Source organism: Pseudomonas sp. (genome assembly GCF_046581935.1).
Lineage (GTDB): Bacteria > Pseudomonadota > Gammaproteobacteria > Pseudomonadales > Pseudomonadaceae > Aquipseudomonas.
Window position 1 is genome coordinate 75,914 of sequence record NZ_JAYGFK010000014.1, and the last position, 15,048, is coordinate 90,961.

The following is a 15,048-nucleotide window of genomic DNA, read 5'->3' on the forward strand; positions in this document are numbered from 1 at the left end:
TGCTCTCGGCCGAGGTGTGGTTCCAGTTGGGCGGGCATTGTCCGGTAAACAGAAGTTGGCAGCAGCTGTTGGATGAGTACCATGCGGGTTGCATCACACCTCCAGCTCTGCAATCGTCCGCAGCGTGACTAATTAATCGTTGATGGCTTGCATGCGCTTGATTGGGAGTAATCTTGCGACGCTCTGCGGCGCTACTGGGCTAAGTTGTGAAGCTGCCTGCTGGTGGACGCTGGAGCGTTGAGGTCTGCATCCCCACGCGGATCGCGGCAACGATCAAAAAGATATACTCGAAAAACATGGACTGAATGTATGGTGCTGAATCGATGACCACCGACCGCTCCACAGCAAAAGCTGTGCGACTTGAACAGATCAGAGTTGAACTGAATCAACGCTGGCTTGAGCAGGAGCTCGAGCGCGTTAACGAGGATTTCCTCTCTGCGCTCAAAGACGCCGTGGAACACTGTGAACAGCTGCGTAGTGAACTTGTGAGCCAGCAACTGCTGGAGCAAGAAGCCAAAGCCAAACTGACTGTCGTTGACAAGCTTCGCTTTAAACTTGGGATTCCTTTTTCGGCTGCAAGTATGTCGGCAGCAGCGCAACAACTATCGATAATTAGTGAGCGCATCGAAACGCTGAAAGATGAAATTTTACTTAACAGTCCAGGAGCTAAAGCCTCCTCACCCAACACCAGTTCAAAGTTGCTCGCAGCAATAGCGCAAAACGATAAAGCTGTACGCTTAGCCAAAGCCAGCAATAACAGTGTGCGATCCGCCTGGGTAGAAGAGCAACTGCAAAACCAACTGCTTGATGAACGTATTCAGTTAGAGGCGCGGCGTAAAGAAGCCACTCAAACCAAAGCCGACCGCAAGGCATTGCGCTCTAACCTTGAACTGACAGTCACAATCGAAGGCCAGCGCGGCACGTTGACGGGTGTGACCAGAGACATCTCCGACACAGGTGTGTTTGTGGTGTTAAAAGATGCCGACAAAACCTTCACCGAAGGTGAGTTGCTTACCGTGCAGGTCAGCGGCCTACCTGTTGAATCGAAAATTGTAAGCGGAGTGGCGGTGCGCGTTACCAGCGGCGGTCTGGGCGTGCGCTTGAACTCTACGAAGGATGCTCTGCAGTAGCGCTGTATTGCCGGTCGCCTTCAGCCCTTGCTGATTTTTAAAACAGCTATTTACCACACCGATAGCTCCCACGCTCCCACGCGGGAACGATCAAGTTTGGGATGTTGGATTGGTGGTTATCCGCCGCATTTCCATTGCTCGGCTTAACAGTTCCGCCCTTGCGGCGGTTCACTTTTGGCAGGTACCCGGATGGCCGGCCCCGCCAAAAGTAAGCAAGAAGTCTTGCCCCTTGCATCCGGCCAGACTGCGTCGGACTCCCTCGCTCCATCATTGCTCCAGGGGCCCGACCGGATGCGGCCCACCGACGAAGTGCCATCCCTGGCCCATCACGGTGTAGGGGGGATGGCGCTCTTTTCATCCATCATTTAGTGCGGCGGTTGTCCGGGCTACTCGCTATTTTCGCCTGACTTCACAATGGCCCGAATGAATTTAGATGGGATTTGTATGATGCGTTCATCATTGGTGCGAAGCATCAGGTTTTCACCCAGTGACCAAACGACGTGGATCTTTTTCTGTGCGCAGCTTTCGTCCAGCTGTAGTTGTTCTGGCACCGCCCCGTCGCAGTAGCTCTGCTCCAGCAAGAGTGTCTCGGCTTGATAATTCCCGAGCCCCAGGGCACGCACTGTTTTGTCTGGCAGGGTGGTGAGTAGGCCGCTGTAGCCGGCAATCCCTAGGGCGAAAAATACGGAAAAGTGCAGTGCGACATTCCAGCCTGCGATAAAGAGAAACGAGCACATCGCCGCTATAAATGAGACGGCCAGCATGACAGCGATATAAACCAGCCACTTCCAGGCACCAATATCGAACCCTTCGATGACCGGCGCGGTTTGCACCAGGATGAAGGTGATAAACCCACCTACTGTCATGACTGCTACATCTGCGGCCCATAGATAGCGAAGGAAGCTGAACGGCGGCAAGCCAAAAGCGGCTTGGACGATTAGGCCGGTGATCAGGCTGACTAGAATGGGCAGCAAAATGATCGACAGCACAAAGAGTTTCGGAGCAAGGGCTGCGACCGCCAGCAGCCCGGCCGTACAGGCCAAGAAGGGCAGCCAGTACACCAGGCTGCCCAGTTTCAATACCCACCAGACGCGTTGGTCATCGACATAGGGGCGCGAGTACCGCAGCTCGTCCTTGATCGTCTTGTGCTCAAGAAATTGGCTGAAAATCCACGGGCCCGGTAGGAACAGCGGCACTACCAGAACGCCAATGATGGCGAAGCCAATGGCCGCAGCAGCAAGCAGCAAAGAGGAGAACTGGAACAGATCGAAGCTGGGGTAGAAATGGTTGCGGTAGAAATAGAAGACGAATATGGCAAAGCCGAAGAGCGGCGGGGCGACCTTGGCCACCAAGGAAAAGTGCCGGCGAAAAAAGCCGTTAGATAGCTCAAGCGCCAGATCAATCCAATCCGTGTCCGCTGCCGGACGATCAATCCATTTCTGTTGCATTTCATCGTCCCTGGCGTCGGTTTAAAAGCGAAAGTGTACAGAGGCTAAATCTGTAACGCTGATTCTTCTTCCGATCGTCCACGCGCTGCGTGAATGCATTCCGAGCGCCCCCCCATTCGGAAAGTGGATGCGATAACCCATTTGATGATCGTTCTCACACTCTGCGTGGGAATGTAGTCAGTGACGCTCCGCGTCACGAAGCCCATTGGTTTATCTCAATTAACCCCGGCTGCCCTGCATAGTTTCTGGCACTGGAGTAACGCCAATGCTCCGCTCGGTCTACATAGCCACGTTTGATTGGGTTGTGATGGATGTAGTCGAGCTTTTCCTGCATCACAGCATCGCTGTATACCAACTCCGCATGTGAGCCCTCCTGCCAGAGTTGATACACACGGTCAGCCTTGTGCGCACGCTTGGCGAAGCGCAGTCGCTCCAGCAAACGCTCTGCCCCTCGTGCTTGCAGATGATCAATGATTTGCCTTGCGGTGAATGACTTGAAACTGCTGACACATTTGCCTAAGTCAGGCGCTTGGGCGACGAAGTGCAGATGGTTTTCCAGAATGACGTAACCGTAGAGGCGTAAGCCTTGGTTTGCCTGTTGATAGCGCCAGCAGTCGAGCAGGATGTCGACTAGCGCGGGGCGGGTGAACAGCGGCAGCCATTCCATCACCGTGCAGGTAAGGAAATGTGGTTTTCCCGGTTCGATGATGACGTAGCGGCTACGGCCCATTGGATTCATCCTTGAATCGAGTGCTATCTGATCGTACCCACGCTCCGCGTGGGTACGTCTTCTTGGACGCACCGCGTCCTGCTTTTTGACCCACGATAGATATTAGCTGACGTGTTGATTTGGGTAGTCTTCGACGCAGAGCGTCGAGGGCTGCATTCCCACGCGGAGCATGGGAACGATCTAACAAGGTAATGGTGATTCAAGGCGCTTCATTTTCAATCCGCTGAAGAAAGTGTTAGCGCAGTTTGTCGGTGTTTCTTCGTGGCTGGATCGACAAGGATAAGCCCAGTCCACAGCGAGTGATAACGATGAAACCTCCGATCAAGCACTTAGGCTATTGGCTGTGTGCGCTAATGTTCACTGCCGTCGCCGGATGTGCAAGCCAACCCCCTGAAAGAGCCAACACCATGACCAAACCACTGGTATCCCTTGCCGTACTCAAAGCCAAACCCGGTAAACAGGAGGCGCTTAAAGCGGGCTTGTTGACCCTGATCGAACCGACGCGGGCCGAGCCGGGCAACCTTGATTACGTGTTGTTTGAACGACGGGATGAGCCTGGCACGTTCTATATGCGTGAAGCGTTCAAGGACCAGGCGGCGCTGGATGCGCATTTTGCGACGCCGTATTTTCAGCGGTTTGCCGCCACGGCTGATGATTTGCTCAGTGAGCCATTGCAGCTGATTTTCTTGGAGCAGGTTTCGAACTGATCCCGATAGCTCCCACGCTCCTGCGTGGTAGCAATCTTGCGACGCTCTGCGTCGCTACTGGGCTCAGATGTGTAACTGCCTGCTGGTGGACGCTGGAGCGTCGGGGTATGCATTCCCACGCGGAGCGTGAGAACGATCAACTTGCTCGTTGCGCTCTGCCTTGCGTACATACGCCGCTTATTTATTGTCCGGTCGAATGGTTCCGCCCTTACGGCGGGTCACTTCTGGCAGACGCCCCAGAAGTAACCAAGAGGTCTTGCCCCTTGCATCCGGGTCTCGCTGCGCTCGACTTCCCTCGTTCCATCATTGCTCCAGGGGCCCGCCGCGAAGGGCCATCCCTGGCCCATCGCGGCTCTCGCGGCATCCATGCCGCTCAACCCCTTCCGCAACGATTCCACTCGGCCTCCTGATGGGGCGTTTGGCGTCGTCTGTGCCATTGCGGTTTGATGACCAAAAGCAGAACCACAGCTTTTTGATGGGTATCGCTGCGCTCCACCCATCTTACGAATGCCAACCTTACCTGTAGGAGCGGGCTTGCCCGCGATGCTTCTGCTGTCGCTCTGCTTTTGCCTTTCGCTCTGCCTTCCACAAATCGCCCAAACAACGCGGTCCCCGAATCCCGTCAGGAGGCCGAGTGGAGGTGTTGTGGAGAGGGGCGTTTGGCATGGATGCCAAACGAGGAACGATGGGCCAGGGATGGCCCACCGTGACGACCCTCGGAACAGCACCGGAGCGAGGGGAGTTGAGCGCAGCGAAACCCGGATGCCGGGCGCGCTTTCTCTTTGGTTACTTTCTCTTTCGCGCGAGCATACGGAGCGAAGCGTAGTAACAGCCGCAGGCTGGCCCGAAGGGCGAGCGAAGCGAGTAAAGAGAAAGTGACTCGCCATAAAGGCGAAATCAGTAGAAAAGGGCGGCGTAGAACATAATTATCTGATCGTACCCACGCTCCGCGTGGGCACGCATTTGAGGACGCTCCGCGTCCTGCTTTCTGTTCCGTGATAGCGACTAGCTGAGGTGTAGAGCCTGGTAGTGATCGACGCAGAGCGTCGAGGGCTGCATTCCCACGCAGAGCGTGGGAACGATCAACGCTCTGCGTCGCTACTGGGCTCAGATGTGTAACTGCCTGCTGGTGGACGCTGGAGCGTCGGGGTATGCATTCCCACGCGGAGCGTGGGAACGATCAATAAATCGCCCAAACAAAGTAACTCGCCGTAAGGGCGAAACCAGTAGCGGCGTACAACGGAGGAAATGAATAGATTAGTTTTATCAAAGGCTACTCGCCGTCTAATGCGGTCGATTGATCTTTTACCTTTGTATGTCGGCGGTCTTGTGCGAGTGACTCGAATCCGGATTTTGAAAGGGAAATAAATTTATCCCGGAGTTCTGGAATTGTATCTAGTGCTTTTTGGAAGTGAGGTGAACTAAATAACTCACTCCAAGGGCTGTTGTGGTGATCTGTTTCGACTAGCCTTAATGGTGCTTCTTCTAATCGAGTCAAAGCGGAGCTAAATAGTCGAGCTTCAAATGCTTCGTCAATTCTAGCGGCTTCTTTTCTATAACCTTCATATGCTTTGGCAACCGATGCTTTGAACGCATAATCTTCAGCTAGTCGGAATCTTTGACTGATTTGTTTTGTTGAAACCCACGCGAACCAAAGCGGAGCTCCTACGCTGAGTGCTGATAGAATTACCTGCGCAAGAATTATTTCCCATCTTGGGTCGGGATTAGATAATGACTTTGTGAGGCTTGATATTCTTTCTGATCCCAGAAATGCACCTATCCCTAAGGACATGATTAGGCCTGCTACCCATACCCACATGGATGCTCCAAGCTTTCCCGCTCTTTGGTCAAATCCTGCAGCTAAACCTTTTGTTGTTGTAATTCTGTATGCTTCTTCGCACTGTGTAACAAGTCTCTCAGCTGCGCTAGCTCTATTGGTTATTGCTTGTTCATAGCTGGTCGTCGCAATGTTGCGCTGCTCTATTGCGCTATGGAATTTAACAGAGTCATCTGAGAGTCGTTCAATTTTAGCTCGTGCATCTATTAATGCTTGTAAGTCGGTTGGTAGCGATTCCGCAGCCGCAGTAGCGTCTTGGATTAGACGAATTTGATTGGTGATTTCATCTTTGTTTGGAGTTAGTTGATCAATTTCCGCTTTTATTGTGCGAAGCCGTTTTGCCATTTGATGCGGCATGGCTTTTGTGTCTTTCAGGTTTTCCCATGAAAATAGAGGTTCGAGAACGAGGTTGATCCAGTTCATTGTGGTCATGTAGGCTGGGAGCGCTTGGTGAGCATTTCCATTAAATATATAAGCTATGGTATCTCGTTTAAGTTGTTCTACTTTGTTAGGGAATAGCTTGATTTTATCTTCTATTTCTTTGCTTATTTCGTCGATGTCAAATTTTTCAAGCTTGCTAATAAGGGATTGAGGGATTTCAGCGATGTCTTGCCTGGTTAATGGTGGGTGATGCCAACCATGCGCATCTTTAAGCGTTCTGTTATCACTCCAGGCATTCAAGAGCGTATTGGCAAGATCATCAAGGGAGTCGCAGAGGTCGCTTAGAGCTTCGTGCATGTTTTTTCCTTGCTATTAAAAAGCCCCGCATATAGCGGGGCTTTTAGTCTATCTAGCCACCCCGACATCCATGTAAGGCACAGCTTTATGTGATGTGGCTAGCGGCAGCTATAAATCAATCCCAGCTCAATGCCCCACCCGTCTGATACTCAATAACTCGCGTCTCGAAGAAGTTCTTCTCCTTCTTCAGGTCCATGATTTCCGACATCCATGGGAACGGGTTAGTGGTACCTGGGTACTCTTCCTTCAAACCAATCTGGGTCAGACGACGGTTGGCGATAAATTTGAGGTAGTCCTCCATCATCGCGGCGTTCATGCCCAGTACGCCGCGCGGCATGGTGTCGCGTGCGTATTCGATTTCCAGCTGGGTGCCTTGGAGAATCATCTGGGTGGCTTCGTCTTTCAGCTGGGCATCCCACAGGTGCGGGTTTTCGATCTTGATCTGGTTGATCACGTCGATGCCGAAGTTCAAGTGCATGGACTCGTCACGCAGGATGTACTGGAACTGCTCGGCGACGCCGGTCATCTTGTTGCGGCGACCCATGGAGAGGATCTGGGTGAAGCCGCAATAGAAGAAGATGCCTTCCAGTACGCAGTAGTAGGCGATCAGGTTGCGCAGCAGTTCTTTGTCGGTCTCAACGGTGCCGGTGTTGAAGGTCGGGTCGGAGATCGAACGGGTGTACTTGAGGCCCCAGCTGGCTTTCTTCGCGACCGATGGAATCTCGTGGTACATGTTGAAGATCGCGCCTTCATCCATGCCCAGCGATTCGATGCAGTACTGGTAGGCGTGGGTGTGGATCGCCTCTTCGAAGGTTTGGCGCAGGATGTACTGGCGGCACTCCGGGTTGGTGATCAGGCGGTACACGGCCAGGGCGAGGTTGTTGGCAACCAGGCTGTCGGCGGTGGAGAAGAAGCCGAGGTTGCGCATGACAATGCGGCGCTCGTCGTCGGTCAGGCCGTCCGGGGTTTTCCACAACGCGATGTCCGCGTTCATGTTCACTTCTTGCGGCATCCAGTGGTTGGCGCAACCATCCAGATACTTCTGCCAGGCCCAGTCGTACTTGAAGGGTACAAGTTGGTTGAGGTCGGCGCGGCAGTTGATCATGCGTTTTTCGTCGACGGCAACACGCGCGGCGGTGCCTTCCAGTTCGGCCAGGCCTTCGGCGATGTCGAGTTGGTCGAGCGAGGCTTTGGCGCGGGCGACGGCGTCGCTGTCATCGCTGGCTACGGCGCGGGCTTCAACGGCGGCGGCACCGCCAACCTGATCGAGTTTGTCGATGCTCATGTCTGCCGTTTGGGCAGAGGCTTTGCTTGCTACGGCGACTTCGGCGTCGTCATCCTTGTCAAATTCATCCCAGCTCAGCATGGCTTGGCTCCTGCTTGCGGGTCGGTGAAATAACCGACCTGTGTGGATATACAGTCTGATTGTGTTCCGTTGCGTACAGCGCGCAAGGGCAAAACGGCTACCACTGGTCGGGGCGGGCGGCCCTGTCGGGTCTGTCCTCTACTCCAGCGCAGCGGGTAATAAGTGGGGAGGGCGGTGTTACTTAGCCCTCTCCCGAGGTATTGCTTTGATCTGTGCTTCGGCTTTTTGCTCGACATTCAAGCGTGTAGCTGAGCGAGTGAGCGCTAGGCGCCTGGTCGGTTGGAACCCCTGAGCATACGACTGTATGTGATGGGGGCCGACCGATCAGGCAACAACGCGCACGCCGCTCAGATCCACGCGCTGCCGAACACTTACTGGCACGCCTCGCAGTCTGGCTCGTCGATGGCACAGGCCTTCGGCACTGGAGCTGGACCGGCGCTCATTTCCACTTCCGGAGCCTTGGCCGGTGCTGCGCTCAGGCCGTCGTTGCCACCGCTGGACACGGCGTTGAGTTTGCTGGTGCTGATGGTGGACTTCTCGGTGCTGGTCGCGGCCAGGGCACGGAGGTAGTAGGTGGTTTTCAGGCCACGGTACCAAGCCATGCGGTAGGTCACGTCGAGCTTCTTGCCCGAAGCGCCGGCGATGTACAGGTTCAGCGACTGCGCCTGGTCGATCCACTTCTGGCGGCGGCTGGCGGCGTCAACGATCCACTTGGTGTCGACTTCAAACGCGGTGGCGTAGAGGTCTTTCAGCTCTTGTGGGATGCGCTCGATCTGCTGCACGGAGCCGTCGTAGTACTTCAGGTCGTTGATCATGACCGAGTCCCACAGGCCACGGGCTTTCAAGTCGCGCACCAGGTACGGGTTGATCACGGTGAATTCGCCCGAGAGGTTCGATTTCACGTAGAGGTTCTGGTAGGTCGGTTCGATTGACTGCGATACGCCGGTGATGTTGGCGATGGTGGCGGTCGGTGCGATGGCCATGATGTTCGAGTTACGGATGCCTTTCTGCACACGGGCACGGATCGGCGCCCAGTCCAGGGACTCGGTCAGGTCGACGTCGATGTACTTCTGGCCGCGCTGCTCGATAAGGATCTGTTGTGAATCCAGCGGCAGTACGCCTTTGCTCCACAGCGAACCCTGGAAGGTTTCGTAAGCGCCACGCTCGTCGGCCAGGTCACAGGAGGCCTGGATGGCGTAGTAGCTGACCGCTTCCATGGACTTGTCCGCGAACTCGACGGCAGCCTCGGAGCCGTACGGGATGTGCTGCAGGTACAGCGCGTCCTGGAAGCCCATGATGCCCAGACCCACCGGACGGTGCTTGAAGTTGGAGTTACGCGCCTGCGGCACCGAGTAGTAGTTGATGTCGATCACGTTATCGAGCATGCGCACGGCGACCTTGATGGTCTTCTGCAGCTTGGCGGTGTCCAGCTTGCCGTCAACGATGTGGTTCGGCAGGTTGACGGAGCCCAGGTTGCACACGGCGATTTCGTCGGCGTTGGTGTTCAGGGTGATTTCGGTGCACAGGTTCGAACTGTGCACCACGCCCACGTGCTGCTGCGGGCTGCGCAGGTTGCATGGGTCTTTGAAGGTCAGCCATGGGTGGCCGGTTTCAAACAGCATGGAGAGCATTTTGCGCCACAGGTCTTTAGCCTGAATGGTTTTGTGCAGCTTGATCTTGCCGTATTCGATCAGGGCTTCGTAGTACTCGTAGCGCTCTTCGAAGGCTTTACCGGTGAGGTCGTGCAGGTCTGGCACTTCGGACGGGCTGAACAGGGTCCACTTACCGTCGTCGAAGACGCGCTTCATGAACAGGTCTGGAATCCAGTTGGCGGTGTTCATGTCGTGGGTGCGGCGACGGTCGTCACCGGTGTTTTTACGCAGCTCGATGAACTCTTCGATGTCCATGTGCCAGGTTTCCAGGTAGGCGCAGACCGCGCCTTTGCGCTTGCCGCCCTGGTTCACTGCAACTGCGGTGTCGTTGACTACTTTAAGGAACGGCACAACGCCTTGCGACTTGCCGTTGGTGCCTTTGATGTAAGCGCCCAGCGAGCGTACTGGGGTCCAGTCGTTGCCCAGACCGCCGGCAAATTTGGAGAGCAGAGCGTTGTCGCGGATGGCGTCGTAGATGCCGCCCAAGTCGTCCGGCACGGTGGTCAGGTAGCACGAGCTCAGCTGTGCACGCAGGGTGCCGGCGTTGAACAGGGTCGGTGTGGACGACATGTAGTCGAAGGACGACAGCAGGTTGTAGAACTCGATGGCGCGGTCTTCTTTGTGTTTCTCTTCAATCGCCAGGCCCATGGCCACGCGCATGAAGAACACTTGCGGCAGCTCAAAACGCACGCCGTCTTTATGGATGAAGTAGCGGTCGTAAAGCGTCTGCAGGCCCAGGTAAGTGAACTGCTGGTCGCGCTCGTGGTTGATCGCTTTGCCGAGTTTTTCCAGGTCGAAGTCGAGCAGCACGGGGTTGAGCAATTCGAACTCAACACCTTTGGCGATGTAAGCCGGCAGTGCCTTGGCGTACAACTCGCTCATTTCGTGGTGCGTGGCGCTGGTGGCGACACCGAGGAAGCCCAGGCCTTCAGCGCGGATGTTGTCCATCAGCAGACGGGCGGTGACGTAGCTGTAGTTTGGCTCGCGCTCAACCAGGGTGCGTGCGGTCATCACCAGGGCGGTGCTGACGTCGCTCTGGGCTACGCCGTCGTAGAGGTTCTTCAGGGTTTCTTTCTGGATCAGTGCGCCGTCGACTTCAGCCAGGCCTTCGCAAGCTTCGGTAACGATGGTGTTGAGGCGGCCCATGTCCAACGGTGCAACGCTGCCGTCGAGGTGGGTGACGCGTATGCTTGGGTGCGGCTGGGCGATTTCGCTGCTGCTGCGCGTGGCACGCTCCTTGGAGCGCTCGTTGCGGTAGATCACGTAGTCGCGGGCCACTTTCTGCTCGCCGGCACGCATCAGGGCCAGTTCGACTTGGTCCTGGATTTCTTCGATATGGATGGTGCCGCCGGATGGCATGCGGCGTTTGAAGGTGGCGCTGACTTGTTCGGTCAGGCGCTCAACGGTTTCATGAATACGCGACGAGGCGGCTGCAGTGCCACCTTCAACAGCGAGAAAGGCCTTGGTGATGGCAACGGTGATTTTGTCATCGGTGTAAGGCACGACGGTGCCGTTACGTTTGATCACACGCAGTTGACCTGGCGCGGTGGCGCTCAGGTTCTGGTTGTCATCGCTGGCTTGCGGCGCGTTGGCCGGCGAGTTCTCGCGGGAGGTGTCGGTGTGCATGAAAGTCTCCATGTTCTGTATTTATAAGTCAGGCGCTTTGCCGTCGATCACTGTGGCTATCGCCATTCATTCCATTTCAACAACGCCATGTACACAGCCAAGGGCCGGGCACAAGGGACTTGCAAATTGGGCAGAGAAGGAACGACTAGAGCGCCTTCCTGGCTCAAAAGTCACACGCTAAGGCGTTTTTAGCGCCTCAACTACTACATCTAGTGGTTTACCGCGTGGGCGGTCGTCTTGTTTTCACGGCTCAGGTGCGCTAGGTGCGGCATCTGTAACCAGGCCTTCCCAAATGGGGTTGGCTTACTGTATAGGGCGTTTCAGGCGACCGGTAACGGGCTGGGATCAGGCCGTGTGCGGATCATTCTTCTTGTGTCCGATTGCCAGGCTAAACCCAACATGTGGTGGGTGTCGCGCGATTGGCATACAAGATAATGCGCTATTAGGGGTATTGCAAGGCGAGAGAGCAAGAACAACCTGTGGATAAGTTGTGGGTGAATTGTGGGTTAACGCGTCTGGTTGGCGGCTAGCCCGCATGCTTACTGGGGTGTGCCGTTCGTCGGTGCTAAACAGGCTTTTTCCGCAGTTTGTACAAGCGTGGCCTGCCTCACAGATGGATACTACATCTAGTGTTTTTGCAAGCGCCTGGCATGCGCTATGCAGTGCTCGGCGCATTGATACAATGCCGACCGTTTTGGTCTTGTCTGGGAGTCCGTTGTGGAACAGCAGTCGTGGCACATTCTTATTGTTGAGGACGACCAGCGTCTGGCCGAGCTGACCCGTGAGTACCTGCAGGGCAATGGCCTAAATGTGTCTATCGAAATGGACGGTGCGCTGGCCGTCGCACGGATTCTTCAGGAGCAGCCGGACCTGGTGATTCTTGACCTGATGCTGCCTGGCGAGGATGGCCTGTCGATTTGCCGCAAGGTACGTGGGCAGTACGATGGGCCGATCTTGATGCTCACCGCGCGCACCGATGATATGGATCAGGTGCTGGGCTTGGAGATGGGCGCTGATGACTATGTGTGCAAGCCGGTGCGCCCGAGGGTGTTGCTGGCTCGCATTAGGGCGCTGTTGCGCCGCCATGAAGGCAGCGAAACGCCGGCCCCGAGCGAGCGTCGGCGTTTGCAGTTCGGTCAGCTGGTGATCGACAGCGCCATGCGCGAGGCTTGGCTGGGTGAGCAAAGCATCGAGCTGACCAGTGCTGAATTTGATTTGTTGTGGCTGCTGACCGCTAACGCAGGGCGAATTCTCTCCCGCGAGGAAATTTTCAATGCCTTGCGCGGTATTGAATATGACGGCCAAGACCGTTCCATCGATGTGCGGATTTCGCGCATCCGCCCGAAAATCGGCGACGACCCGATGCACCCGCGGTTGATCAAAACCGTGCGCAGCAAGGGCTATCTGTTTGTTGCCGAGGCGGCCGAGGCCATGGCATGAGTCGCGTCGTGGCTCGCTTATGAACTCGATCTTTCTGCGCATCTATGGCGGCATGCTGGCAGTGCTGGTGCTGGTGGCGCTGCTCGGCGTCGGCGCGCTGAAGTTGCTCAACGATACCCGTGTGGATCAATACCGCGAGCGGCTGGCTCAGGGCACGTTCCGACTAATGGCCGATAACCTCGCGCCAATGGAGGATGTTGAGCGGCGACGCGCGGTTGCGGTGTGGGCGCGCTTGCTCGGTACGCCATTGCAAATTGAGGCGCTGGGTGATGCCGGTCTGGACAGCGGCATGCGCAATAATTTGCGGCGCGGCCAAGTATTAGTGCAACAGGCCGCCACCCACGAGGTGCGCATTTACAGTCAGTTGGGCGAACAACCGCTGCTGCTGGTTGCTAATGTGCAGCAGGTCAGCGAGCAGTTGGCGCGCGCCACCAGTTTTTTGTTGATTGATGAGTTGGTGCGTTATCCCTGGGATGAGCAGCCACAGCGCTTGGCCGCGTTAAAACGCGACAAACAATTCGGCTTCGATTTGCGTCTGGTGCGTCTTGAGCAGGCCGATCTCGACTCTGACCAACGTCGCCGCGTAGATGAAGGCGATACGGTAATGGCCCTTGGGCGTGGGGGTGACAGCATTTATGTGTTCTCCGGGATCGTCGACACGCCCTGGGTGCTGGAAATTGGCCCGCTGTATCAGATGAACCCTTATCCCGTGCAGTGGTTGGTGCTGATTGGTGCGCTGGGCCTGAGCCTTATTGGGCTGATGGTCTACCTGCTGGTGCGGCCGCTGGAGCAGCGCCTGAGTGATTTGGCGGGAGCCGCCACGCGGATTGCCAGCGGTCGTTTGGATGCGCGCGTACCGACGCGCGGCAGTGATTCGGTGGGGCGTTTGGCTGCTGCCTTTAATGCCATGGCTGAGCACTTGCAGCGCTCTTTGAGTATTCAGCGGGAAATGGTCCGTGCGGTATCCCATGAGCTGCGTACGCCGGTCGCTCGCCTGCGTTTCGGTCTGGAAATGATTGGCGATGCGCAAACCGATGCGGCGCGGCACAAATATATGGAGGGCATGGACAGCGATATCCAGGACCTCGATAAGCTGGTCGACGAGATGTTGACCTACGCACGCCTGGAGCAAGGCTCACCGGCGCTGAACTTCCAGCAGGTCGATCTGCGCGAGCTGATTGATCAAGTGATTACCGAATTGGCACCACTGCGCGCCAGTGTGCACGTCGAGCACGGCCCATCGCGCAACGCGCTGGACGACGGCGGTGCCTGCGTTGAGGCCGAACTGCGCTACCTGCATCGCGCGCTGCAGAACCTGGTGAGCAATGCCATGCGCCATGCCGAATCACGGGTCAGGGTGAGTTATCAGGTGGGGCGGACGCGTTGTCGCCTTGATGTGGAAGATGATGGCCCGGGCGTACCGGAAGAGGCCTGGGAGCATATCTTTACGCCTTTCCTGCGCCTGGACGACAGCCGTACGCGCGCCTCGGGCGGGCATGGGCTGGGGTTATCTATCGTGCGGCGTATCACCTATTGGCATGGTGGCCGTGCGCAAGTCAGTCGTAGCGAAGCGTTGGGTGGCGCGTGCTTTAGCCTGATCTGGCCGCGCAAGCAGGGCTGAAAGTAGCCCGGATGTAATCCGGGAGCAGTGCTTTGTCTGTAACAGATGCCCCGGATTTCATCCGGGCTACACGGTTAACCAGTCGATGATCAGAACGGTGCCGGGCATTCGAAGCGCATGCGTTCGCCGCTTTGCGGGTGAGTCAGGCTGAGCATGCTGGCGTGCAGGCACAGGCGCGGGTAGGCGGCCAGGGCTTGTTCGTGGGCGTACAGGCCGTCACCGAGTAGCGGGTGGCCGATGGATAGCATGTGTACGCGCAACTGGTGCGAGCGACCGGTAATCGGCGTCAGCTCGACGCGGCAATGCTCGGCGTGGCGTTCCAGCACTTTCCAGTAGGTCAGCGCATGTTTGCCTTGCTCATGGTCGACCACGTGGCGCGGCTTGGTCGGCGGGTCGTAGCGCAGCGGCAAATCGATGCTGCCGCTGTCCAGCTCGGGCTGGCCCCAGCACAGCGCGGTATAGGCCTTCTCGGTTTCGCGGTCGTGGAACTGGCGCGACAGCTCGCGATGGCTGTCAGCGTCGCGCGCGAGGACGATGATTCCTGAGGTTTCCCAGTCCAGGCGATGGACGATACGCGCTTCCGGGTAGCCGTTTTCCTGCAGGCGAGTTACCAGGCAATCGCGGTTATCCTCGGCGCGGCCGGGGACCGAGAGTAGCAGGGTAGGTTTGTTGATCACCAGCAGGGCGGCGTCCTGGTGGAGGATTTCGACATTCGACAGCGGCATGGGCTTTCCACAAATAGAAACGGCGGCC

Annotated in this window: 10 protein-coding genes; 4 read left to right on the forward strand and 6 right to left on the reverse strand. The window is 56.5% G+C overall.

Annotation, left to right across the window (positions count from 1 at the left end; all coding sequences use genetic code 11):
* Positions 1–323 precede the first annotated feature (323 nt).
* A complete protein-coding gene (locus tag VCA57_RS11180) occupies positions 324–1,130 on the forward strand; it encodes a PilZ domain-containing protein (protein ID WP_411185101.1) in 807 nt (268 codons plus the stop codon).
* 386 nt (positions 1,131–1,516) lie between these two features.
* Here the strand turns inward: VCA57_RS11180 and VCA57_RS11185 are convergent, their stop codons facing one another.
* Both VCA57_RS11185 and VCA57_RS11190 read right to left on the reverse strand, forming a co-directional pair.
* Complete coding sequence (locus VCA57_RS11185; protein WP_411185102.1) at positions 1,517–2,479, reverse strand: hypothetical protein; 963 nt, start codon at positions 2,477–2,479, stop codon at positions 1,517–1,519.
* 292 nt (positions 2,480–2,771) lie between these two features.
* Positions 2,772–3,308: an REP-associated tyrosine transposase gene (locus VCA57_RS11190; RefSeq protein ID WP_411185103.1), complete on the reverse strand. Its 537-nt coding sequence runs from the start codon at positions 3,306–3,308 to the stop codon at positions 2,772–2,774.
* 407 nt (positions 3,309–3,715) lie between these two features.
* On the opposite strand from VCA57_RS11190, the gene VCA57_RS11195 reads away from it, so the two are divergent.
* Positions 3,716–4,015, forward strand: a complete 300-nt coding sequence (locus VCA57_RS11195; RefSeq protein ID WP_269382175.1) for a putative quinol monooxygenase — start codon at positions 3,716–3,718, stop codon at positions 4,013–4,015.
* Positions 4,016–5,288: 1,273 nt separating this feature from the next.
* Here the strand turns inward: VCA57_RS11195 and VCA57_RS11200 are convergent.
* From VCA57_RS11200 to VCA57_RS11210, 3 genes are all read right to left on the reverse strand, one after another.
* A complete protein-coding gene (locus VCA57_RS11200; RefSeq protein ID WP_411185104.1) occupies positions 5,289–6,590 on the reverse strand; it encodes a hypothetical protein in 1,302 nt (433 codons plus the stop codon).
* A gap of 115 nt (positions 6,591–6,705) precedes the next feature.
* On the reverse strand, positions 6,706–7,956 hold the full coding sequence (locus tag VCA57_RS11205; protein ID WP_411185105.1) for a ribonucleotide-diphosphate reductase subunit beta: 1,251 nt from the start codon (positions 7,954–7,956) through the stop codon (positions 6,706–6,708).
* A gap of 371 nt (positions 7,957–8,327) precedes the next feature.
* On the reverse strand, positions 8,328–11,234 hold the full coding sequence (locus VCA57_RS11210; RefSeq protein WP_411185106.1) for a ribonucleoside-diphosphate reductase subunit alpha: 2,907 nt from the start codon (positions 11,232–11,234) through the stop codon (positions 8,328–8,330).
* A 717-nt stretch (positions 11,235–11,951) separates the two neighbouring features.
* Between VCA57_RS11210 and VCA57_RS11215 the strand changes: the two genes are divergently transcribed.
* Together VCA57_RS11215 and VCA57_RS11220 are read left to right on the forward strand one after the other, a co-directional pair.
* Positions 11,952–12,674: a response regulator gene (locus tag VCA57_RS11215; RefSeq protein ID WP_411185107.1), complete on the forward strand. Its 723-nt coding sequence runs from the start codon at positions 11,952–11,954 to the stop codon at positions 12,672–12,674.
* 19 nt (positions 12,675–12,693) lie between these two features.
* On the forward strand, positions 12,694–14,295 hold the full coding sequence (locus VCA57_RS11220; protein WP_411185108.1) for an ATP-binding protein: 1,602 nt from the start codon (positions 12,694–12,696) through the stop codon (positions 14,293–14,295).
* Positions 14,296–14,384: 89 nt separating this feature from the next.
* Here VCA57_RS11220 and VCA57_RS11225 read toward each other — a convergent pair whose 3' ends face one another.
* Complete coding sequence (locus VCA57_RS11225) at positions 14,385–15,020, reverse strand: RluA family pseudouridine synthase (protein WP_411185109.1); 636 nt, start codon at positions 15,018–15,020, stop codon at positions 14,385–14,387.
* Positions 15,021–15,048 lie beyond the last annotated feature (28 nt).

Coding starts and splice junctions, on each gene's coding strand:
- VCA57_RS11180 (WP_411185101.1), top strand. CDS start 324: ATGACCACCGACCGCTCCACAGCAAAAGCTGTGCGACTTGAACAGATC.
- VCA57_RS11210 (WP_411185106.1), bottom strand. CDS start 11,234: ATGCACACCGACACCTCCCGCGAGAACTCGCCGGCCAACGCGCCGCAA.
- VCA57_RS11190 (WP_411185103.1), bottom strand. CDS start 3,308: ATGGGCCGTAGCCGCTACGTCATCATCGAACCGGGAAAACCACATTTC.
- VCA57_RS11195 (WP_269382175.1), top strand. CDS start 3,716: ATGACCAAACCACTGGTATCCCTTGCCGTACTCAAAGCCAAACCCGGT.
- VCA57_RS11200 (WP_411185104.1), bottom strand. CDS start 6,590: ATGCACGAAGCTCTAAGCGACCTCTGCGACTCCCTTGATGATCTTGCC.
- VCA57_RS11205 (WP_411185105.1), bottom strand. CDS start 7,956: ATGCTGAGCTGGGATGAATTTGACAAGGATGACGACGCCGAAGTCGCC.
- VCA57_RS11225 (WP_411185109.1), bottom strand. CDS start 15,020: ATGCCGCTGTCGAATGTCGAAATCCTCCACCAGGACGCCGCCCTGCTG.
- VCA57_RS11220 (WP_411185108.1), top strand. CDS start 12,694: ATGAACTCGATCTTTCTGCGCATCTATGGCGGCATGCTGGCAGTGCTG.